The following is a 20880-nucleotide window of genomic DNA, read 5'->3' on the forward strand; positions in this document are numbered from 1 at the left end:
GGGCGTCGGGGTCGCCGGTCAGCTGCTCGACGAGGCCGGCCCCGCCGCTGTGTCTCGTCGACGGCGCGGTTCGGCGGGTAAGGCGGTATCGGCCCGGTGTGGTGCCCGCCGATCGGGCAGGATCGCGCTATGGCACAGGAGAGCTCGGACGCGGTGGTGTCCGTTCCCGAGGGGGCGGGCCGGGTCGTGCCGGCGGTCGCGGCGGTGCTGCGGCTGTCGGGGCGGCGGGAGCGGGTGGTGGACGAGCACATGTTCCGTCCCGGCCACGGGCCGCGGTCGGCGGCCTTCCGGCTGCAGTTGTTCACCGGTGCGGGGCTGCGCCCGGTCGCGGTGGCCACCCAGCGGCCGGGGGAGGGCACGGGGCTGACCAACGCGGCCGAGCGGTACGCCGCCGCGGTGTGGCAGCGGTACTTCCCCGAGCAGGAGCAGCCGCCGGTGTGGGTGCAGCGGCGACTGCGCGGCGAGTCGGCGGCCCGTGCGGCGGTGTGGGAGCTGGTGACCTTCGCCCGGGCCGAGCCGTTCCGCCTGGGCGGTCCGCGCTGGCGCACCCTGACGGACGGGCAGCTCGCCGAGCTCGTGGGCCAGCGGGTGGACCCCGGCCGCGGCCGGGGCTACGTGCCGCCGGTCCCGGTCCCGGAGCCGGAGCTGCGGTTCGAGGCGATGGCGGTGCGCCGGCTGGGGCGGCCCGAGCCGTTCCGCGGGCCCGGGTGCATGCCCGCGGCGTCCTCCCGGTGGCGAAGGTGGTACCGGTGGCTTGTGCCCACCCGCCGCCCGCGTACCTGCTGCTGGTACCACGGCGGCGACTGGCACACCGTCAGCCGCCTGGCCCGGCAGAGCCTGGAGCACGCCGGCCACCAGGGTGCGGCCGCCGGGGACCTCGCCGCCCACGCCGACCGGCACGCCCTCGCCCTGGGCGCCACCGTCTGGCAGCGCGAAGCACTGGCGAGCCTGCTCGACCCCGCCGACGCCATCCAACCCGACGGCCAGGGCCACTACGAAAACGGCCAGCACCGCGCCCAGGCGCTGATGGACCAAGGAGTACGCCGCACCGTCGTCCTTCGCCAGCACTGGCCCGAGCACCCGGCCTGACCGCGGCCGCCCCGGGCGGACCCGGGCGCAGCGGCGCCCGGACCGGGCCCGCCTCGCGCAACTGCCCGACGGCACCGCGTCGACGGGTGGGACGGTCAGGTGCGTCACCGGGTGCGTCAGTCGCTGCGTCACTGGGTGCGTCTCGGCCCTGACCTGCGCGGACGGGCGTCCCGGAGGCACCGGCGGTTGCGTCTCACCTCGACCGTCTCACCTCGACCCTCGCGCTGCCGTCCGCAGCCGCCGAGAGGTCCACCGGGGTGTGCCCATCTCACCGAAGGCCGGCCGCGGTAGTGGATTCGCGGGCGCCGCGCTGCTCCGGGCCTCCACCGTCGCCCAGCCGTCGCCCAGTCGTCGCCCTCCCCCCGGGCGGTCGGTTCCGCGTGCTGCGGCAACAGGCTCACCCTTCAGGCCCACCTGGCCGGTCGGCCCCGGCCGGCCATGGCGGCTCGGCGTGTTGGGAACGGGCGCCGGGGGTGCGTCGGTGGGTGGGACGGTCGGGTGCGTCACCGGGTGCGTCAGAGGAGGCGTCTCAGTCCTGACCTGGGCGGACGAGTGTCGTGGCGGGCCGGCTGGTTGCGTCTCACCTGGACCGTCGCACCGCGTTCACCCCGGCCGGGCAATACCGGCCGGGGCGGTCCACCCGGCCGGTCAGGAGCAACTGCTGCGCGCCCGTGGGCTACGGCGGCGCACGCCGGCCGGCACCGCCGGCACCGACCGGCCCGAACCGCCGGCGGCCTTCGTGCCGCGACGCCGGCGGGCGCGGGCGGAGGGCAGGGCACCGCGCGGCCGCCCTCGGCGGAAGCCGGCACCGGGAGCCGTCGAAAGGTGCCGCCCGGCTGCTCACCGCTGATCGCCCCGGCCGGGGGAGTGCTGCGTGCTGTGTCCGGCCGCTGCGCAGCAGCACCCGGTGCCGGTGCCGGGCCTGCTGCGCAGCAACCGGACCACCCTGCTGCACGGCAACCGGACCGCTCTGCTGCGCAGCAACCGCTGCTCCGTTGCCCCACTGCTGCACGGCAGCCGGACCACCGTGCTGCGCAGCTGCTGCGCCCGCTGCCGTCGCTGCGTCGGTGCTGCGTCAGCGGGTGCAACGGTGCTGCGTCGGTGCTGCGTCAGCGGGTGCAACGGTGGGTGCGTCAGTGAGTGCATCGGTGCCACTGATGCACCCCTGACCTGGTACTTCGCTGCTGTATCGGGCATGCCCGGTTGCGTCTCACCTCCACCGACGCAGCACCGGTTTCGCGCCGGGCAACCGGCTGCTGCTACCTCCGTGCAGCAACCGCAGCAACCGCAGCAACCGCGGCAACCGCTGCTCCGTGCAGCAGCGGAGTGACCGCTGCCGCTGCTGCTGCACGTGCTGCACCGGTGCAACCGCTGCGTGCTGCGCGCGGCTGCAGCACCTCGTTGCTGCTCGCTGCTGCAGTCCGGTCCCGGTCGCTCGGTGAGCACCAGGACGAGCGGGGTCACCGCGACGCAGGCTGCGCCAGAAGGTTGACCGCCCGCGGCCTGGCGAGTTGCGGTCCTGCCGACCGGGCGGCCAGGCTGCTCGGGTGACCACCACCAGCTATGACGAAGCCCGCGAAGCCGAGGCCGTTGCCGTCGACGCACTGCGCGCCGAATTCGTTGCCTCCCTGCGTATCGCCCCGCTGCCCGACCCGGTGAGGGTCTACCTGTTCACCCTGGCCGAGGCGGCTACCGCGACCAACGGCTACGGCTACCTCGTCAAGGCGCCGGTGCCCGGCAGCGTGGAGGTCGCCACCGGCTTCGGCTCCGACCTGTTCTCCCGTGTCCACGACATCGCCCTGGCCACCGGCTGGCTGCGCAGCGACGAGGCGGTGCGCGGCCAGGTGCTGCTCGTCGATGTTCCGCGCTGGGTCGCCCGGACCATGGACCTGGGCCTCTACGACGACCCCACAGACCCCCAATGGCACGGCCGGCCCGTCGAACCCTTCGAGGACACCGAGGTGTACAAGGCCCGGGTCGGCGCGCTCGCCCTGGCCTGACCGCCGCATCGCCGGAGCATCCGCCGCCCGCCGGGCTGCGGGCGGTCGACCTTCGGCGGCAACCGCCCCGACTTCGCTGTCACGGATCAGGCGGGTGGGACGGTCGTGCGTCACTGGGTGCGTCAGTCGCTGCGTCACTGGGTGCGTCTCGGCCCTGACCTGCGCGGACGGGTGCCCCGGAGGCACCGGTGGTTGCGTCTCACCTGGACCGTCGCACCACGTCAGGGCACAGCGGCCGGGGCAGGCCACCCGACCCGCCCCGGCTGGCGGGGAGCAACAACTGCGCCCCGTGAGCTACGGCGGCGCACACCGGCCGGCACCGACCCGAACCCCCGGGCCGCGCGGCCGTCCAGCACCGGCACCGGGGATGGACGAAGGTGGCGCCCGGCTGCTGGAGCACCACCAACCTCCCCGGCCGGGGGTGCCGCGCTGTCCGGCCGCTGCGCAGCAGCACCAGCTGCCGGTGACCGACCTGCCGGTCGCCGGCCAGTGCGGTCACCGTGCTGCTGCGCAGCAACCGGACCACGCTGCTGCACCCGCTGCCGTCGCGGCGTCTCACCTCCACCGAGGCGCCGCCGGTTTCGCGTCGGGTGGCCCGCTGCTGGTACCTCCGAGCAGCAACCGCTGCGTGGTGCTCGCTGCTGCTGCAGCACGTCGTCGGGGTGCTGTGGTTCGCGGTGGTGCGCGGCCGGATGCGGACCGAACTACGGCGTGGTGCTGCTGGACGCCGCCGTCCAGCAGTTGCTGCGGGCGCGGGCGGCACAATGGGCTCCATGTGGATGCAGGTGGGTGTCAACAGCCGTGTGGTGTACACCCGGTATCCCAGCCAGGTGCCCGCCGGGACGTACGGACCGGACCTGATGACGGGCGGCCTGACCTGGCAGCAGGTGCGTTCCCGGGAGGCTCACCACGAAGCCGGGCATGCCGCCGTGGGCATGGCCCTGGGGTTGCCCGTGACCGCTGTCCACCTCTACGCCGCCCCGGACGCGGTACCCGGCCTCGGGGCGACCGATGGCATGGCGCACCTAGGGCACACCGCTCTCGGTCCGTTCGATGCGGATGTCCGCAGCGTGCTGGTATTCCTCGCCGCTGGTGTCCGCGCCGCTCACCGCTGGCTCGCCGAGCAGGAGCTCCTCACTCCTCGCACCGCATTCTTCAACGACGTCCTCGGCAGCGCCGGTGACCAGGCCCGGATGGCGATGCTCACCACCGCACGGCCCGCCCACTTCACCTGGGGCGCCGACCAGGTCTCGGACGTGCCCCCGGGCCACGACCACATCGAGATGGCCTCGCTCTACGACCAGGCCGACGATCTGGTCCGCGACTGCTGGGCACACACCACCGCCATCGCCCACCACCTGCTCGCCCAGGGCAACGCAGACGCCAATACCCTGCGCCGCCTGCACCGCGTGCAGTCCCCTGCTGCGCCCGGCGACGGTCCGCAGCCGTGGCGGACCGGGACCGGGGCAGCGCGCTGACCTGGGCGGTCAGACTTCAGTGTCAGAAACAAGGGTTGGTCAATCTTCAGCGGCAAACGGTCAAGGTTCAGCGTCAGAGGACAGGTGGGTGGGACGGTCAGGTGCTTCACTGGGTGCGTCAGTCGCTGCGTCGCTGGGTGCGTCGCGGCCCTGAGCTGCGCGGACGGGTGCCCCGGAGCCGTCGGTGGTTGCGTCTCACCTCGATCGTCGCACTGCCGTCCGCAGCCGTCGAAGGCCTGCCGGGGTGTGTCCGCCGCCGAAGGCCGACCGCCCCGGTGCTGGACACACGGCCGCGGCGCTGCTCCCGGGCCTTCGCTCTCCCCTGTCCGGCGGTCGGTCCCGAGCGTGGCTGCAACAGGCGCACCCTCAGGCCCGCCTGGCGTGTCGGCCAGCCGTGCCGGCCCGGTGCGATGGGCAACGGGCGCCAGGGGTGCGTCGGTGGGTGGGACGGTCAGGTGCGTCACTGGGTGCGTCACTGGGTGCGTCAGTCGGTGCGTCACGGGGTGCGTCTCGGCTCTGACCTGCGCGGACGGGTGCCCCGGCGGTACCGGCTGGTTGCGTCTCACCTGGACTCTCGCACCGCGTGCGGCCCGGGCCGGGAGCAGCTGCTGGGTACGGCCCGTGAACAACAGCGGTGTGCGTCGGCCGGCCCCTCGGAACTGGGGCCGATGCCTTCACCCGGACCGCTGGCAGTGCCCGTGCGGCGGCGCCGGCCGGTGGCAGCCGGAGGAGGGCGGTGGCTCTTCGGGCGCCGGGGGGTGTTGTCATAGTCGGCGGGTAGTGTCGCGCCCGGTGGGGAACGCCACCGGCATCCTCCGCGGACGAAGGTGGCGTCCCCTCGTCGACCTGGAACAACGTCCCCGGTCTGGGCAGCGGGTGACGCCTCGTGGGGAACACCGACGACATACAGAGCGCGGCGCCGGGCAGGTGGCCGCGAACGGGGAGGACGGGCAGTGATGGACCTGGACGGGCTGGGCACCGACGAGTTGCACCCCATGATGGTTCAGGCGGTCCGTGAGCTCGCGCCGGAGCATCCGGTGCGGGTGCTGTGGCAGGCGCTGGACGAGATCCTCACCGCCGGCGGCGCCCAGTGCCTGCCGATGGCGTGGGAGCCCGACGGCGGCCCGCAGGACCACTGGGAGGTCTCGGGTGCCGGTGAGCGCGCGCCGCGGACCGCGGCGCGGTGAGGGAAGCAGCAGGACGCGGGGTGACCGGGACGATGAAGAGGCCGTGCACGGCCTGCAGCGAACGGGTGGCGGTGGCCAAGGGGTTGTGCCTGCGCTGCTACAAGCGGGCGCGCCGGGGCCGGCCGGACCCGGGCGGTGACGCGCGGGCGTACGGGCAGCCGGACGGCTTCGGCCGGTACGGGGTGCTGGAGGACGACGGGCAGAGCGTGCTGTGCCACGAGTGCGGCGGCAGTTTCCAGTCCCTGGCCGCGCACGCCGCCGGGGCGCACGGCATGACGGCCGATCAGTACCGTGCCGCGCACGGCCTGTCCCGCGGCCAGGGCCTGGTCTGCGCGCAGGTCAGCGCGAAGTTCTCGGCCAACTCCCGGAGCCGGATCGGCAGCGAGTCGTGGAAGCGGTTCGAGCGGGCCCGTGACCCGCAGGCCGCCTCCGCGGCGCGGACGTTCCCGGCCGACGCCGCCCAGACCCGCCACGTCCAGGTCGTGGGCGCTCAGGCCCTGGGGCGGGCCACGCGCAAGGGGACCGTGCGCTCGTGCCGGGTGTGCGGGGCGCAGTGGTGCCCGCTGCCGGGCGGCTACAACCGTGTGACCTGCCGTTCGGCCGAGTGCCTGGCCGCGGACAAGAACCGCAGTGCCCGGGAGCACGCGAAGTCGCGGGCGGCCGGGATCCGCCCGCTGAGCGATCAGGAGCGGGAGCAGTTGCGGACGCTGACGGGTCCGGCGCTGCGGGACCTGGTGCTGCGGCTGGTGCGGGACCACGGCATGGCTCAGCGCGGCCTCGCGCCGGTGGTGGGCCTCAGCGAGGCCGGCCTGTCCCGGTTCCTGAAGGGCACGCGTGTTCCGAGCGCGGACAAGCCGAGGCCGCCCCGGCAGTGACGGTCGGCCCGGTGAGGTGGCCCTCTGTCAGGCCGGGCGGCCCCGCGCCCCGGGCCGTTCCGCGGCGCCCGCCGGTTCACCGCGGTCGATGGCCCAGGCGGCGCAGCAGGCCCCTGGCCGGGCGGCGTCAGGCCGGGTCCGGTGACCAGCGGCTGTACCAACCCCCCGGACCGGACCGCCCGCCTGCGCGCCTACCGGTGCGTGGCCGGGCAGGCTCGCCGGCCGGGTCGGTACTGCGTGACGGGGGTGCGTCGGTCGTGCGTCGGTGGGTGAGACGGTCAGGTGCGTCAGTCGGTGCGTCACAGGGTGCGTCTCGCCCCTGACCTGCGCGGAAGGGCGTCCTGGCGGGGCCGGGCCGGTTGCGTCTCACCCCACCGACGCACGCCGTCCGCCCCGGGCGGGCACGTTGGGCGGGTGGACCGCCGCCGGACCGGTCAGGAGCAGTTGCTGCGCCCCGTCGCGTGAACCACGGCGGGTACCCGGCCGGCCCCTGCGCGACGGTGACCGGCGCCGCCGCCCGAACCGTCGGTGGCCGTTGGGGCGGGAGGCCCCGGTACCGCGTCGGAGCAGGTCGCCGGGCAGCCGGCCGGGCAGTGCCCGGGCGGTGCCGGCACGGTGCACGGAGGGGGCGGGTCAGTCCGGTTCGGTGGCGAGCTGCCAGGCGAGGGGGTCGAGGTCCTCCTCCAGGAGGGCGCCGAGGGTGATCTGGGCGGTCAGCTCGGCGTGCAGGAGGTCGGGGCGGGCCACAGAGGTCGCGCGGGTGAGCACGGCGGCCGGAATTCGGACCAGGACCTGGCCGGCGCACCAGGAGGGGAAGACCAGGTAGGCGTACCGGCTGTCCAGCCTGACGACCCGGGCGGCCTGGCGGCTGCGCCGGGAAGGCGCGGTGGTGCTCACGCGGCGAGCCCCTCCTCAAAGATCGTTGATGGTGTTGCCGTCCGCCGATGATGGTCCATCGACGGGACGGCGACCAGCGGTTATACCGGCAACCGGGCGTGCGGCGCCCGATCGCGCGCGGGTCGCCGGCCCGCGGCGGGGCACCGGTCCGGCGGGACGGTGCGCTGTCAGTGCCGGGTCGTAGCCTCAGCGGGTGCACTGCGTCCCGACGGCCGCGGGCCGACCGTGCCCAGCCCTTGACCCGACCGCTCTTCGGAGGCCCCCTGTGCCCCGCAGGACCGCTACAGCCCATGATCACGCCCGTGCCCTGGCCCTGGAGCTGGGCCCCGCCTGGAGCGCCGACGAACGGGGCGGCACTGCCGTCCTGGACGGCCCGGACGGCATGGTCAGGGTCTGGATCCCGCAGGCCGGCACGGTCCGGGTCGACACCTGCGCCTCGCCCGCCCACCTGGTCGGCGCCGGGCAGGGAGAGTTCACTGGCACGGCCAGCGGCACGGCCCAGGACCTGCCGGCGCTCGCCCGTACGATCAGCACGGAACTGGCCCCGATGCTGGCGCGCCGCACCGAGGAGCTCACCACCCGCACCGAACGCGCGGTCGCGGACCTGAAGGCCGTGACTGCGCGGGCCCGCGAACTGCTTGGCCCCAAGGCCCGCGTCGGACCCGGGCTGGACCCGGGCCACGTCAGGATCGGATGGCCCGGCGGCTGGGTCGAACTGCACTCCGACGGCCTGGGTCCGGTGTACTCCACGAACCTGCGCGCGGACAACGTGCGCTCCGTCCGCGCACTGCTCACCCTGCTGGTCACCGCCGACACCTACGCGGCGGCCGGGGCCTGACACCGGCCGGACCCGATCCCGCTGCTCCCGGTGCCGGAGCCAGCCGGGGAGCCGGTGGCCCTGCCGCCGGGTTCGGTGCAGGCGGATCGCGGCGGCATGGACGTTCTCGACCTGGCGGACCCGCCGGACGGTTCCGGTGAAGTCCGGGCCGCGGCGCCGTCCATCGGCCGGTGTCGCCGGCAGGTGCTGCGGTCGGCGTCACCGGGGCCGGGCCGGGGCCTACTACAGGCTGGTGCGGTGGTGTTGGGCGGCGGTGACGATGAGGGCGGCGACCAGGTGGGGGTCGGTGGTGCCGGCGTCGAGGGTATCCAGGGGGTTCTCGTCGCGCTCGAAGGGCCCGTCGCCGGCGGGGTCGCGCAGGTAGTGCAGGACGGCGCTGGCCTTGGTGAGGGTGGTGGCGGGGCTGCCGGTGGAGATCAGGCCGGCGCGGACCCAGTAGGCGCCGCGGGTGTCGCCGTCCCAGAACAGCCGGGGCATCCCCAGGTGCGGCTGCTCGCGGGTGGTGTGGCAGTTGAGTCCGGGCACGGTCTCCGCGGCCAGGGCGAGGGCTGCCTCGAACCTGGCGTCCCAGGCCTGCATCTGCTCGCGCTCGGCCCGGTGCTCGTCGGTGACGGTCATGGGTGTTCCCGTTTCCTCAAGGGGGTTGGTGGTCCAACGGTAGAGCGAGGTACTGACACCCGGTGCACCGCACGCGGCGCCGCGCCGGGGCGCAGCACAGGCCAGGTGGCGAAGGCGGCGGTCGGAGCCGACCCGACCCCGCTCCGGCGCGGTCTGATCTGTACCGGCGCCGCCCGCCGGCCGTAGCCGGTTCGGGTACCCGGGGTACCCAGTTGGCCGCGACGAGCCCGGCCGGGCCCCCGGGGCGGCCGCGGTCTGGCTGCGGGAGTGCCTGAAGTGCCTGAGTTTCCGGGTCGCCGAACGGCTTGCGGGCACTGTTGCCCGCTGGCCCGGCCGCGGCCATCCGGGCAGGCCACCAGCGGCGCGGCCACAGGCTGGTGGTCGGCCGCGGGAGGGCGGTTGTACTGCCGGCCCGCCCCTGCTGCTGCTCCCGGGCACTGCCCGCCGCCACGCGACCTCTGTCCACAGGCTGCCCTGGCCAGGATGCGGGCATGACCGAAGCACCGTCCCTGTCCCGAGTTCGCCGCGCCCCGCAGGACGTCACTATGACGGGCCTCGGTGGAGGCGACCGCACGGCCGGGGTGCCGGGTGCGCGACCCGACCCGGCGGGCATCGACCTGGCGAACATCTTCGCCGGCAGGCGCCACCGGCCCGTCGTGTACTTCGTGCAGATCGAGGGAGGAATCAAGATCGGTACGACGAGGAACCTGCAGAAGCGCATGGACCAGCTCGGGTGCCACCTGTCATGGGTCCTGCTGGTCGTACCCGGAGACAGGTTCCGTGAGGCCGCCTACCACCGGCAGTTCCAGGCCGAGCGGCTGCGTGGGGATCGGGAGTGGTTCCGGTGCAGGGGCGAACTGCGCCGATTCCTCGCGCCGGTCCTCCCGAAGGAGCCTCCAGCCGATACCCGCAGCGACGACGCGGGGCCCCTACAGCCCGCTTCCGCGGGCACCTCGCAGGCTGGTGGCACTGAGCCGGCAGAGCAGGAGACGCAGACAGGGGCCAAGGCACAGCTGTCCGTTGAGCCGGCCCCCGGGCCGGAGCCGCTGAGCCTCACCGCGATCGCACGGCGGCTGACCGCTGAGGGCACACCCATCAAGCCGGCGTTGCTGAGTACGCACAAGCTGCGCCGTGCCGACTTCCCGCGGCCGGTCCGCACAGTCGACGGCCGGGACTGGTACGCCTACGGCGACATCCGCGCCTACTACCGCGCGCGTGAACAGGCCAGTGCGCAGCCCTCTGACGAGCCGATCCCCGGGCCGGAGCCGCTGAGCCTCACTGCGATCGCACAGCGGCTGACCGCCGAGGGCGTCCCGACGAAACCAGGGCTGCTGCGGATGCACAAGCTGCGCCATCGCGACTTCCCGCCGCCGGTCCGCACGGTCGACGGCCGGGACTGGTACACCTACGACGACGTCCTCGCCTACTACCGGGCCCGCGCAGAGGCTGCTATGGCGTCCTGACCAGCGAAGACGGCTCCGCATGGACGACTGTGCCTGTGGCGGAGACACCCTGCCGCGTCGAGGGGCAGGTGAAGCCGAACCCACCGGGGGCACCGCCCCCGAACCGGTACGGCGCGCGGCGGTGCCGGGCACCCCAGGGCGGCATCCGGCACCAACGCGATGCGACCGCCGCCCTGGACCCCCTGGACCCGGGGCGCCCTGGTGGGGCAGTGTCGGCGTTGTCCAACGACGTGCACCAACCACCGAGGGAGCAGGCACAGTTGAGCTACACGCCGCGTGAGCTGAGGACGACCTACGAGCCCGGCAAGGAATACCTGCACTTCGTCCTGGCCTACGAGCCGCGGATCGGGGCTGTCGGGTCGGCGATGAACGCCGATGTGACCATCGAGCGCCCGGGCCCGTGCACGCGGGAGTGGGCCGGCGGGCTCGTGCGCTGCGATCCGAACGCCCTGCACACCACACTGGTCGACCCCCGCAGGATCCCCGACCTGTTCCACCCGTGCGTGGACGACGACAAGGACAGCCCCGCCGCGGTCGCCGGCTCGGGCTGCGGATGCTTCCGGACCTGGTACGACCCGCACTTCGGGCTCCCGGTGGTGGCCGAGCACTACCGGACCGCCGACGGCGGGCGCACCGACCGGTGGACCTACAGCACCTACGCCCCGCTGGAGCTGCGCGCCGGCGACACCTTCGCCTCCCTGGTCCTCAACGACGGCGGCAACTTCTGGATCCGCACGGCCGACGGCGTGCTGACGCTGCTCCCTCAGGAGCACCAGGGCGGCTACGGGACCGGGTACGGCGGGACCGGCCCGGGCAGGCTGGCCCGGTACATCACGGGCCTGCTCGCCTCGGACGGACGGCAGACCAACGCCGGCGGGTACCAGGCCGACGCCGACCCGAGGATCGCGGCCTGGGTGGCGAGCCGGGCGGCCGACGCCCGCCAGGAGCTGACACTGCGGGACCTGCAGCGCATCGCGCAGGACTGAACTGCCGCACGACCCGGTTTGTTTGTTCTGCGGGGGAAGAACAAGGTGTGTCAGCTGGGGCTAACGCCGTGCCGCTGACCTGCGGTCGCGGGCGGGGTCCGGTTGCTTGAGGCCGCGGTGCCGGTGAGTTGCCGGCGGGTCAGGGGTGGCGGTGGCGCCAGTACTGCTGCACGCGCAGGACCTCGTAGGCCCAGCCGGCCGGGTCCGCGGTCGCCTGGGGGCCGGCGGTCTGCCGGGCGAGGTGGGGGTAGCGGGGGTGCATGTCGCGCAGCGGGCCGGTCACGACGGCGGCCAGCAGTGGTTCGTCCGGCTGCCGCGGGGTGCTGGCCTGCGTCAGTGCCTGCTCGCGTTCGGGTGCGGTCAGCGGCCCGAGGGCCGGGGCGCGGCGCAGCAGGGCGGACCAGGTGACGGTGGTGCCCGCGGCGGCTGCTGCGGCCAGGACGGCGCGTACCTGTACGGCGGCGGCGGTCAGCCGCGCGGGGTCGGTGGCGGGCCGGTCCGGCACCGGCGCGGGCTCGGGCGCGGTGATGGCGGTGGACGGCTGCCCGGCCGGGCGGCGCAGGGGCTGCGCCGGGGGCCCGGGAGCGCGGCGGGGCGCGGGAACAACCTCCCCGTCCGCCACCGCCGTCGGGGCCGGTACGGCACCGGTGTCGGCGGCTTCGTCGTCGGTCCAGCGGGCGAGGCGTCCGTCTTCCTCCAGTGATGCAAGCCACCGCAGTTGGGAGGCCGAGGTGCTGGTGCGGGCCTGCTCCAGGGCGGCGCGGTACAGCTCCACGGCCCCGGCGGCGTCGCCGGCCTGCACGGCGCGCTGCAGCAGCACCAGGGTGTTCTGCAGCTCCCGCCGCTCGGCGGCCAGGGCCAGCGGGTCCGGCGGCGGTACGGCCGGGCTGCCCTTGGAGCGCGAGCGCAGCCGGTCGCTCCACTGCACTCCGGCGCTCAGGTGCGCGCGCTGCTGCCTCACTGGTCCCCCGATCGCCGAACGATCCGCCCGGTCCACGGTAGCCAGTGGCGCCGCCGCCCGGCCAGAGGCCGCCGGGAGCGCCGGTCCCGGCCGCCGCGCCCCGGCGGCGGAGCAGGCCGGTCCGGCGCCCGGCGGGCCGAAGCCCGCCTGGAGGCGGCGCTGCTCCCGGGACGCCCCGCCGGTAGGGCCCCGGGGCGGGGCCGGCGGCTAGAACGGGGGCTGGTCGTGGGGGCCGCTGGAGGTGTCGGCCCACGGGTTGTCGCCCGCGGATGCCGCGGTGCCCCAGCCCGCGGAGGCGCCCTGGTTCCCCTGCTGCTGGCTGCTGTTGCCGCCCTGCTGGTGGCCGAAGCCGCCGCCCGGGGCGCCGGGGCCGCCGGTCCGCTGGGCCTTGGTGACCTTCGCGGTGGCGCGCAGCAGGGACGGGCCGACCTCCTCGACCTCGACCTCGTAGACGGTGCGCTTCTCGCCTTCCTTGGTGTCGTACGTGCGCTGGCGCAGACGGCCCTGGACGATGACGCGCATACCGCGCTGCAGCGTCTCGGCGCAGTTCTCCGCAGGCTGGCGCCAGACGTTGCACGTGAGGAAGAGGCTCTCGCCGTCCTTCCACTCGTTGGTCTGGCGGTCGAAGGTGCGGGGGGTGGACGCGAGCCGGAACTTCGCGACGGCGGCTCCCGACGGCGTGAAACGCAGCTCGGGGTCGTCGACGAGGTTGCCGATGAGGGTGATGACGGTCTCGCCTGCCATGGGGGGTCCTCTATCTCGTGGGTGCGCGAGCGGTGATCTTGGGTGAAGCGTAGGGCCCGGTACTGACACGACCCCCTGCCCGCGGGGCGGCGCCCCCGGCCGGGGCGGGAAGCTGCTGCGGCGCGGCCCTGGCGGCGACCGCTTCCTTGCCCGCGCCCGGTGCGCGGTCGGCCCCGGTGCCGGGGCCAGGCTGGTGGCGGGAGGGGTTCGGCTGCACCGGTGGCGGCGGCTTCTGTAGTGTGGTCGGCGATAGGCCACCGCGCTGGCCTGCTGCCCCGTCCCTCGCGTCCACGCCGCAGGGGGCCCAGAGGCCAAGAGGCTCCGACTCGCGCACTTCCTTCGACGTGCACTGACACGGCACCGCTGACCTCCCTGCGGCCCGTGCAGCGTGGAGCACTGCGGCCGCGATGAGGACTGACATGAGCAACAACACCACCCGGGCACGCGACCGTGCGGTACGGGCCTACAGGGACGAGCACGGGGTGCCGCTGAGCGAGGCCCGCCGCGCGGTCGCAGCACTCGAGGAGACCGCTGCTCCCAAGGCCTCGGCCTGGGAGGCGTTCACCCCCGAGGAGCGCAGCAAGTGGGAGGGGACGAAGCTGTCGGGCCTGGCATCGCGCCAGGAACTGCGGCTTCTCGGTGAGGTCGCCGCTGAGCTCGGTTCCTCCATGTACGCGCTGGACGTGCTGCGCTGGGGCGACGAACCGGTGGTGCTGGCCGACCTCGACAGCCCCGACGACTACGTCCTGCCGCGGCTTCCCCGTCAGGGCGACCGCCAGGACCAGGCGTGGCGTGCCCGGATGGCCCGCGCCTTCACCGACATCGCCGAGGACCTGCGCGCGGGCCGGGCACCGGTCGCGCGCTGCCACGCCGAGGACCTCGTCCTGATGGTCGCGGCGCAAAAGGCCCGCGAGGTCGTCGAGCAGGCGAAGGAGTTCGCCGCGGACCCCCACGTGGACGAGCCCGGGGAGGAGCCGCTGGACGCGGCCGGCCACCTCGCCGAGTGGTTCCCCGGCCTGGGGCGGGTCAGCCTGCGGCGCAGCGACGCCTTCACTTACCGCGACCTGGAGGAGGTGCTGCTCGGCGCGGCCGAGATCTACCTGCTGTGGGACGACGACCAGGGCTTCGAGTGCCCCGGCCATCCGCTGGGCAACCAGATGATGCTGGGCGAGGACCTGCGCGCCGAACGCTGGTTCGACACCTTCGCCACCACGCTGCCCCGGGACCCGGGCCGCGGGTTCCCCGAGGAAGTCTGGTCCCAGTTGACCGAGCACGCCCGCCGCGCCCTGGCGGTCGAACCGGTCTGGCTCGGCGCCGACGACGCACCCGCACAGGGGACCGCGGCCCCGGGCGACCCCGTGTGCGCGGTGCCGGACCAGAACGCGCCGCTGGGCACCGTGTCGGCGGCGAACTTCATGGTCGCCGCATGGCGCCAGCAGGTGCTGAACCTGATCGGAGCGGCGATGGGCGAGAAGCACCGGGTCTGGCATGTGGAGAACCCGGACCAGGTCTGGGAGCTCGACGGACGCGCCGTGCTCAGCGACGTGCCCGAGATCGCCCTCGCGCAGGCCCGGCGGCTGATGCCCGGCGCTGCAGCGGGTGAGGGCGAACTGGTGAACGTCTACTGGGCCCGGCCCGCACCGGCCGGGCACTACTACCCGCCGCTGTGGTTCCGGGTGAAGGCCTGGGAGATCGAGGACCACTCCACGGGCCCGCGCGACGTCCCCTGGATGCGCGTGCAGTGGGCCGACGGCTCGCTGTCGGGCATCTCGTTCACCGACATCGTGGCGATCCGCCGTGCCACCGAGCAGGACCTGTCGCCCTGGGCGCCGGTCACCGGGGAGCTGACCCCCATGCCGACCCTCGCCGACTACCGCCGGCCCGAGGACGACGACTTCGAGGAGGACGAAGAGGCCGTGGAAGCCGAGCGGCCCGCACCAGACGGCGCGATCCCCGAGCAGCTGGCACAGCCGTCCGGGGCGGCTGCCGTCACGGGCGCCCGGGACGTCCCCGCGCACAGCATCCACCCCACCGCTACGGACGGGTGGCGCCTGGTCGGGCACTACCTGCACCACCTGGCCCACCGCGATCCGCAGCACTGGCGGCAGTCGGACGCGAAGGCCGCCCAGTGCCGGCAGCAGCTGTACGCGAACGGCGTGGAGAGGGGGCAGGACGTCTCGGTGGCGATGTGGCTGGACCTGACCGACACCGAGGTCGCCTGCGAAGACCCGCACTGCCAGGCCCGGTCCGCGTATCTGACCAGCGACGGGGCAGGGCGGATCCCCGCCTCCGGCCCCCTGCCGCAGTTCGCCCGCCAGGACGGCCGCGCCTACTTCGAGTACCAGACCCATCCCCACGGCGACGACGGCTGGGCCAGCTCGGTGGACCCGCGCAACGTCGAATGGATGACCACGGCCCTGGCCCTGTACGGCGGCGTGCTGCGGGTGAACTGGATGTCCTTCGGCTCCGAGGCCGAAGGGTTCTCCGTCGGCTCGGGCCACACGGTGTGGCGGGTCGCCGACCACGAGGCGACCGAGGTGCGGCGGCTGGCCATCACCAGTGCACAGGAAGGCATCACCACCGCAGAGAGCGGCGACCCCGCCTACGAGACCCCGCCCCTTCCGCCCGAGGTCCAGGAGCAACTCGAACGAGATGCGGCGGCCGCCCCGCCCGCCCGGGGCGACAGCCCCGGCCAGTAGCGCCGGCCAGGACCACGGCCGCAGCAGCGCGCCTCAGCCCGGAGGCCGGCCCCCGGGCGCGTCCGGCTGCTCCAGGCCGGTGAGCGTCCAACGGGCCCGGGCGGCCGTGTGGTCCTCGGCTTCGAGGCGCAGCAGGGCGCCGTTCGGGAGCGCGGCGGCCCGACCTCGTCCCTGACGGCGTGCCAGCTGTCAGGGATCAGGTGCTTGCGAACGGGCCGGCGCGCGGGGCCGTCCGTGCGACGTGGCCGCCGGCGCGGTGTGTCGGCGCCTGCGGGGCGGTGGGTGCTGGTCACCATGGTGGGTATGGAGACCCTGCTGCGGCCCGAGGGGCCGGCGTCCGCCTACCTGCGCGCGGTGGTGGCCGCGCTGGGCCCCGTCGCCGGGCCCACCGACGGCTTCCGCTGGCCGGAGCAGTGGTTCACCTGGCCGCGCGCGGGCCTGACGATCGGCCTGGACCCGAACGTGCTGGTCTGGCTGCCCGAGACCGGCTGGTCGGTCGCCCTGGTCGACCCGCACGGCGACATCACCGGCCTGTCCCACGCCCTGGTCGCCGGCGCGGTGGTGCCCCGCCCCGAGGACGTGGCCGCCGCCGCGGCCCTGCAGGTCGGCCGGTGCCTGGACGAGCTGCCGCTGCGCGCGGCCGAGACCGCGGCCGTGCCGGGAACCCGGCTGACCGGGGCCCAGCAGCGGGCGGTGGCCGCCTGCGAGATGACCGAGGACGTCGCGCGGCGCCTGGCGGTGTACACATCCGCGCAGACGGCGGCCGCGTGCGCGTGAGCGGCGCCGGCCCGCGTCAGATGCCGAGGGCGGTCTCGAGCATGCGGCGTTCGGCGACCGAGGGGCAGTAGGCGATCTCGATCAGGGCGGCGACCAGGTCGGAGCGGTCCATCTCGTTGCGCGCCGCGTCGGCGTCGATCCGTTCCAGCGTCGCCCTCGGCACGCGGGCCTGGAACTTCTCGCCCTTGGCGGGGCGTCCGCCCTTGGGCTTGTTGAAGTAGCGGTCGACGGCCTCGTGGTGGCCGTTCTTCTCCAGCCAGTCGCGTGCCTGCTCCTCGGTGATGCCCTCGTAGGCGAACAGGGCGTCGGTGCCGGTGTTGCTGGTGCCCCAGATCCAGAATCCGCTTTCGGTGCGGTAGAGATCGTTCACGCCGTAGACGGGGTTGTCCTCGCCCGAACCCTCGCCCTCGAAGTACTCGACGCCGGGGAAGTCGGGCTGGAAGACGCCGTGCTGGACGAACCCGTCGGAGTCCTTGACGGTGTAGGGGATCTGAGACATCCACACTCCTCACTGGTTTCGGATTCCAAATCCTATCATAATTTTGGAATCCGAAACCTGGCAGCCCTTGTTGTCGGGGAGCGCTGTCGGGTCGCCGCTGTTCCACCGTCCTGCGATGCCACGCCTCGAGGGCCTGGCCCACCACGGGGTCCGCTGCCGGTGCGGCAGCGCCCTGCCCGCGTCCTGCGGCGCGCAGTGGAGCCCGCCACCGACCGGGAGGCCGAGCAGGTGGGAGGCGGCCCCTGTCCGCTGCGCCCGGGTCGTCCCGTGTGGGTACCGGTTGCTGGACCCGCGGCTGCTCGACGCCTTCGGGGACCGGGCCCTACAGGCAGGCGTGGACCGGGTGCGGTGTGGGCGGCTTCACCGCGGCTGGTCCAACTCGGTGCGCGCCGCCGGGAGGACTGCCGGTGCGCCGGCGCTGACCTCCCAGAGCAGCGGCGCCCGGTCGACGTGGTTGTCGTCGTGGGTCGGGTGGTCGCCGGGCCGGGCCGGGCGGTGGCGGACGAGGCCGTAGCGCTGGGCGGCGCGGTTGATGATGTTGGTGGCCCGTCCCACGGTGCGGGGGCCGCCGATGGTTTGGACGATGGCGGCGGGCTCCAGCAGGAGGTCGCCGGGCAGTGCCTGGCCGGTGTCCAGGAGCTGGATGAGCTGGCGGGTGAAGTCGGCGGCGAGGTCCTCGGTGCTGAGCGAGTCCGTGCGGTGGAAGCCGGCGGGGGACAGCGCCCGCGGGGGCCGGCGGTCCGCCGCGGCCGCCGGGGGCCGTGCGGCAGGGGCGGGTGCGGGCGGTACGGCCAGGAGCGGGGTGGTGCGGCAGTCGTGCCGTAGGTGCAGGGCGGTCAGGTGGGCCAGTGCGCGGCGCAGTTCGCGGCTGGCCCGCGCGTCGTGGGCGGGGTCGGTCCCGGCGGACAGTGCCCGCAGCTCCAGCGGGTGCAGGCGGGGCAGGCGCTCCAGCGGGTGCTCGACCACCAGTCTGGGGCCGGGGGAGGACAGCGGCAGGTCGTCGGCCGCCGCGAGGGGGCAGCGCAGCGGCGGGCAGCCGTGGGGGCAGTCCAGGAAGCCGGACGCCCGCTCGTCGGCTTCGCCCTCGCGCCAGGCGGCGATCTCCTGGGGGCCCAGGTGCAGGATGACCCGCCCGTGGCCGTCCCACGCGGCCAGCTCCACCCGGGCCTGGTCCTCGCCGACCCGGCGCAGCCCGGGGGCCCCGCTGAACAGGCCGCCGGGTCCGATCCGCGGGGCGAGCGCGGAGTACAGGAGCTGCGTGCTGTACGTGGCCAGGGTCAGGTGCAGACACGAGGGGCCGGCCAGCGCGCCGGTGATGCCGAAGATCTCGTCCTGCTCGGCCCAGACGTCGTGTCCGGCGAAGGTCCGCAGCAGCACGCGCTCCAGGCGCCGCTGCCCCGCGCACGCCGCCGCCCACGGCGGCCGCGGCGGGTCGGCCTCGGCCACCGCCCGCAGCCGTTCCTCCAGCTCCTGCGTCCGGTCCTGGTCCAGCGGAAGTGCCGGGGAGGGCCGCGGGCGCCGGGGGTTGGCCCGGGTGGGCCCGAGGCCGCCGAGCAGGACGGCGGTGCCGTGGCCCAGCAGCGCTTCGGCGACCGGGGGCAGCGCGGCCAGCGCGTCGCGCAGCGCCCGGCTGTACGCGCGCGCTCCCACGTCCGGGGTCCGCGGTCCTCCGCGGGGCAGCAGCGCCTGCTCCTCGGCGGGATGCAGCCCGTGCTCCCGGTGCAGGTACACCGGCCCGGCCGCGGTGCCGCCGCCGACGGCCGTGGGGAACAGGTCCCGAAGCTCACGCTCCCACAGCTCGGCTTCGGCGACCGAGGCCCGGTCGAGGTGGAGCACCAGGTGGCCGTGGCCCGGGCCGGCCAGTACGAGGCGGTCGGGGCGGGCGGCCGGCTCCCACCTCAGCCCCGGCGCCCCGAGCAACCGGCCGCCGTCCAGCCTGGGCAGGAGCAGGTGCAGCAGCGGTCCCACGGCGGCCGAAGCCACCCGCAGGTGCAGGCAGTTCGGCCGCGCGGCGGCTTCCCGGATCCCCCACACCGACGCCGGCGCCCCGCGCCGGTCCGGGTGCTCCATCGACCTCAGGGACAGCAGGAGGACCTGCTCCAACTGCTCCTGCTGCCAGCACCCGGCCAGGTCCGGCTGCTGGTCGTAGTGCGCCAGCAGGACGCCCAGGTCCGCCTCGCGCCGGTCCCAGGACCGGGGCTGGCTGCCGACCTGCGCGCTGGTGGTGACGGTGGACTCCATGCCCGTAGCGTCCCACGGCGTCACTACCCTCCGTAGCTCCTTGGTCAACATTGCGCGACCGGTGCCGACGGCGTTCGGGCCGGTCGCCGGCCCGGGCCGGCTGGCAGGGACGGCGGGGGAGCGACCGGCCCCCTGGCGGCGGAAGAGGAACCGGTGCGCAGGCCGCCCGGCCCGCTCGAGGTCGCCGGGGCCCGGCGTGCGGCGGCAGCGGCTGCCTCACCAGCCAGTCCCCGGAGGGGTGTTCGGGACGCCGGCCGGCCAGCGGCCCCGTTCCCGGGGGGAGCCGTGCGGCTGTTTCGCGGCCGGCTCCGGCGCCGCTGCTCCGACTCGGCCGGTGCCGCCGGGCCGGGCGACGCGGCCCCGGCCTCCCGGACCGGCGTCGCCCGGCCCCTGCCTCTGCCGCCCGGCTGCGCGGCCGCGCCCTCTGTCCACAGGCAGGGCCGCTCAGGGTCGGTGTCATGCGGACCGGAACCTCCGCCGCATCCGCCGACCAGGGAGGTTCTTCTGAACGACATAGCGGACGGCGTGTCCGAGGGGGGCACGGAAAATGCAGGAAAGGCCGTCCCCGCGCGCCCGCGATTCCTGCTGCTGCCGATGCGCTCCAGCTGCGCGTCGGAGCGGATCTACAAGTGGACGCTGCCGGCGTTCGAGGGCGAGCTGCCCGACGGGCGCCGCTACAACGCCTGTCCCACGGCCGGGGTTTGCGTAGATTTGTGCTACGCGAGGGCCGGCCACTTCCGGCACGGCACCGTCCTGGCGGCGCACCAGCGCAACTTGCAGTACGTCCTGGACGACCTGCCGGGCTGGGAGGCCCAGATGACCGAGGAGCTGCAGCACCGCCGCTACCGCGCGCCCGAGGGCGGCACGGTCCACGTGCGGGTCCACGACGCCGGCGACTACCTGTCGCTGCCCTACCTCAAGGCGTGGCTGCGGATCTTCCGCAGCGCCCCGCACGTCACCTTCTACAGCTACACCAAGCAGGTCGCGCTCCTGGAGAAGTGGGCGCGGCCCGACCAGCCGGCCAACTTCCACTTCCGCTTCAGCTACGGCGGCACCCAGGACGGCCTGATCGACCCGGCGCGCCACCCCCACGCCGACGTCTTCCCGAACGAGGAGTCCCTTCAGGCGGCCGGCTACACCTCGCAGACGCCCTCGGACCTGCAAGCGGTGTACGGACCCAACACGCTCGGCCTGGCCGCGAACAACATCCCCCACCTGAAGAAGCGGCAGGGCAAGGAGACCTTCCGCGCGCTCCAGGAGGCGGCAGACGCGGACAAACCCGTCCGCCGGCACGGAAGGGGGCCCGCCCCGCGCCTGCCGCAGGCCGACTGAGCACGGCCCCGGACCCGGCCGGCACGGCGCTTCGCCCCCTGCCGACCGGGTCCGGGGCCGGCCGAACCGGTGGGTGAAGCGGTGCCGCTGCATCGGCGTCACCGGCCGCGGGGGGGGGCCCCCCAGGGGGGGGCCCCCCCGCCGGGGGCGGTTGCCCGGCCGGGTGCGGGCCCCCGGGGGGGGTGGGGCCGGGGGC

The 20880-nt window shown here is 74.8% G+C and carries 17 protein-coding genes; 11 read left to right on the forward strand and 6 right to left on the reverse strand.

All coding sequences use genetic code 11. The features are described from left to right. Positions 1-129 precede the first annotated feature (129 nt). From ABH941_RS38770 to ABH941_RS38790, 5 genes are all read left to right on the forward strand, one after another. On the forward strand, positions 130-1089 hold the full coding sequence (locus tag ABH941_RS38770; protein ID WP_370135989.1) for a hypothetical protein: 960 nt from the start codon (positions 130-132) through the stop codon (positions 1087-1089). A 1547-nt stretch (positions 1090-2636) separates the two neighbouring features. Continuing rightward, the gene (locus tag ABH941_RS38775) at positions 2637-3089 is read left to right on the forward strand and encodes a hypothetical protein (RefSeq protein WP_370135992.1); all 453 of its coding nucleotides are present in this window, start codon (positions 2637-2639) and stop codon (positions 3087-3089) included. A 500-nt stretch (positions 3090-3589) separates the two neighbouring features. Continuing rightward, positions 3590-4567, forward strand: a complete 978-nt coding sequence (locus tag ABH941_RS38780) for a hypothetical protein (protein WP_370135995.1) — start codon at positions 3590-3592, stop codon at positions 4565-4567. Between the two features lie 956 nt (positions 4568-5523). Next, positions 5524-5754 carry a hypothetical protein gene (locus tag ABH941_RS38785; protein ID WP_370135998.1) on the forward strand — a complete coding sequence of 77 codons (231 nt, stop codon included), beginning with the start codon at positions 5524-5526 and terminating at the stop codon, positions 5752-5754. A 20-nt stretch (positions 5755-5774) separates the two neighbouring features. Then, entirely contained in the window at positions 5775-6629 is an 855-nt protein-coding gene (locus tag ABH941_RS38790) for a MucR family transcriptional regulator (protein WP_370136001.1), read from the forward strand. A 633-nt stretch (positions 6630-7262) separates the two neighbouring features. Here ABH941_RS38790 and ABH941_RS38795 read toward each other — a convergent pair. Then, positions 7263-7526 (reverse strand): hypothetical protein, encoded by a 264-nt coding sequence (locus tag ABH941_RS38795; protein WP_370136005.1) that lies wholly within the window; start codon positions 7524-7526, stop codon positions 7263-7265. A 265-nt stretch (positions 7527-7791) separates the two neighbouring features. Here ABH941_RS38795 and ABH941_RS38800 point away from each other — a divergent pair, with 265 nt between their 5' ends. Next, positions 7792-8364, forward strand: coding sequence for a hypothetical protein (locus ABH941_RS38800; protein WP_370136008.1), 573 nt, complete (start codon positions 7792-7794; stop codon positions 8362-8364). Positions 8365-8586: 222 nt separating this feature from the next. On the opposite strand, the gene ABH941_RS38805 is transcribed toward ABH941_RS38800, so the two are convergent. Further along, complete coding sequence (locus tag ABH941_RS38805) at positions 8587-8982, reverse strand: hypothetical protein (RefSeq protein ID WP_370136011.1); 396 nt, start codon at positions 8980-8982, stop codon at positions 8587-8589. Positions 8983-9473: 491 nt separating this feature from the next. Here ABH941_RS38805 and ABH941_RS38810 point away from each other — a divergent pair, with 491 nt between their 5' ends. Then, the gene (locus ABH941_RS38810) at positions 9474-10445 is read left to right on the forward strand and encodes a GIY-YIG nuclease family protein (protein ID WP_370136014.1); all 972 of its coding nucleotides are present in this window, start codon (positions 9474-9476) and stop codon (positions 10443-10445) included. 260 nt (positions 10446-10705) lie between these two features. Continuing rightward, positions 10706-11431, forward strand: coding sequence for a hypothetical protein (locus ABH941_RS38815; protein WP_370136017.1), 726 nt, complete (start codon positions 10706-10708; stop codon positions 11429-11431). Between the two features lie 139 nt (positions 11432-11570). Here the strand turns inward: ABH941_RS38815 and ABH941_RS38820 are convergent, their stop codons facing one another. Further along, a complete protein-coding gene (locus ABH941_RS38820; protein WP_370136020.1) occupies positions 11571-12392 on the reverse strand; it encodes a hypothetical protein in 822 nt (273 codons plus the stop codon). 207 nt (positions 12393-12599) lie between these two features. Continuing rightward, complete coding sequence (locus tag ABH941_RS38825) at positions 12600-13136, reverse strand: single-stranded DNA-binding protein (protein ID WP_370136022.1); 537 nt, start codon at positions 13134-13136, stop codon at positions 12600-12602. A gap of 419 nt (positions 13137-13555) precedes the next feature. On the opposite strand from ABH941_RS38825, the gene ABH941_RS38830 reads away from it, so the two are divergent. Further along, the gene (locus ABH941_RS38830; protein WP_370136026.1) at positions 13556-15835 is read left to right on the forward strand and encodes a hypothetical protein; all 2280 of its coding nucleotides are present in this window, start codon (positions 13556-13558) and stop codon (positions 15833-15835) included. 303 nt (positions 15836-16138) lie between these two features. After that, positions 16139-16612, forward strand: a complete 474-nt coding sequence (locus tag ABH941_RS38835; RefSeq protein WP_370136029.1) for a hypothetical protein — start codon at positions 16139-16141, stop codon at positions 16610-16612. A gap of 16 nt (positions 16613-16628) precedes the next feature. On the opposite strand, the gene ABH941_RS38840 is transcribed toward ABH941_RS38835, so the two are convergent. Both ABH941_RS38840 and ABH941_RS38845 read right to left on the reverse strand, forming a co-directional pair. After that, positions 16629-17111 carry a hypothetical protein gene (locus ABH941_RS38840; RefSeq protein ID WP_370136031.1) on the reverse strand — a complete coding sequence of 161 codons (483 nt, stop codon included), beginning with the start codon at positions 17109-17111 and terminating at the stop codon, positions 16629-16631. 360 nt (positions 17112-17471) lie between these two features. Continuing rightward, positions 17472-19352 (reverse strand): hypothetical protein, encoded by a 1881-nt coding sequence (locus ABH941_RS38845; RefSeq protein ID WP_370136034.1) that lies wholly within the window; start codon positions 19350-19352, stop codon positions 17472-17474. A gap of 594 nt (positions 19353-19946) precedes the next feature. On the opposite strand from ABH941_RS38845, the gene ABH941_RS38850 reads away from it, so the two are divergent. Continuing rightward, on the forward strand, positions 19947-20684 hold the full coding sequence (locus ABH941_RS38850; protein WP_370136036.1) for a hypothetical protein: 738 nt from the start codon (positions 19947-19949) through the stop codon (positions 20682-20684). Positions 20685-20880: the final 196 nt, after the last annotated feature.

The sequence above is a fragment of the Streptacidiphilus sp. EB103A genome (assembly GCF_041261405.1).
Classification (GTDB): Bacteria; Actinomycetota; Actinomycetes; order Streptomycetales; family Streptomycetaceae; genus Streptacidiphilus.

Bases quoted from the DNA above. Each gene is read 5' to 3' on its own strand.
- ABH941_RS38805 (WP_370136011.1), bottom strand. From the start codon at position 8,982: ATGACCGTCACCGACGAGCACCGGGCCGAGCGCGAGCAGATGCAGGCC.
- ABH941_RS38785 (WP_370135998.1), top strand. From the start codon at position 5,524: ATGGACCTGGACGGGCTGGGCACCGACGAGTTGCACCCCATGATGGTT.
- ABH941_RS38770 (WP_370135989.1), top strand. From the start codon at position 130: ATGGCACAGGAGAGCTCGGACGCGGTGGTGTCCGTTCCCGAGGGGGCG.
- ABH941_RS38835 (WP_370136029.1), top strand. From the start codon at position 16,139: ATGGAGACCCTGCTGCGGCCCGAGGGGCCGGCGTCCGCCTACCTGCGC.
- ABH941_RS38830 (WP_370136026.1), top strand. From the start codon at position 13,556: ATGAGCAACAACACCACCCGGGCACGCGACCGTGCGGTACGGGCCTAC.
- ABH941_RS38850 (WP_370136036.1), top strand. From the start codon at position 19,947: ATGCGCTCCAGCTGCGCGTCGGAGCGGATCTACAAGTGGACGCTGCCG.
- ABH941_RS38840 (WP_370136031.1), bottom strand. From the start codon at position 17,111: ATGTCTCAGATCCCCTACACCGTCAAGGACTCCGACGGGTTCGTCCAG.
- ABH941_RS38825 (WP_370136022.1), bottom strand. From the start codon at position 13,136: ATGGCAGGCGAGACCGTCATCACCCTCATCGGCAACCTCGTCGACGAC.
- ABH941_RS38845 (WP_370136034.1), bottom strand. From the start codon at position 19,352: ATGGAGTCCACCGTCACCACCAGCGCGCAGGTCGGCAGCCAGCCCCGG.
- ABH941_RS38810 (WP_370136014.1), top strand. From the start codon at position 9,474: ATGACCGAAGCACCGTCCCTGTCCCGAGTTCGCCGCGCCCCGCAGGAC.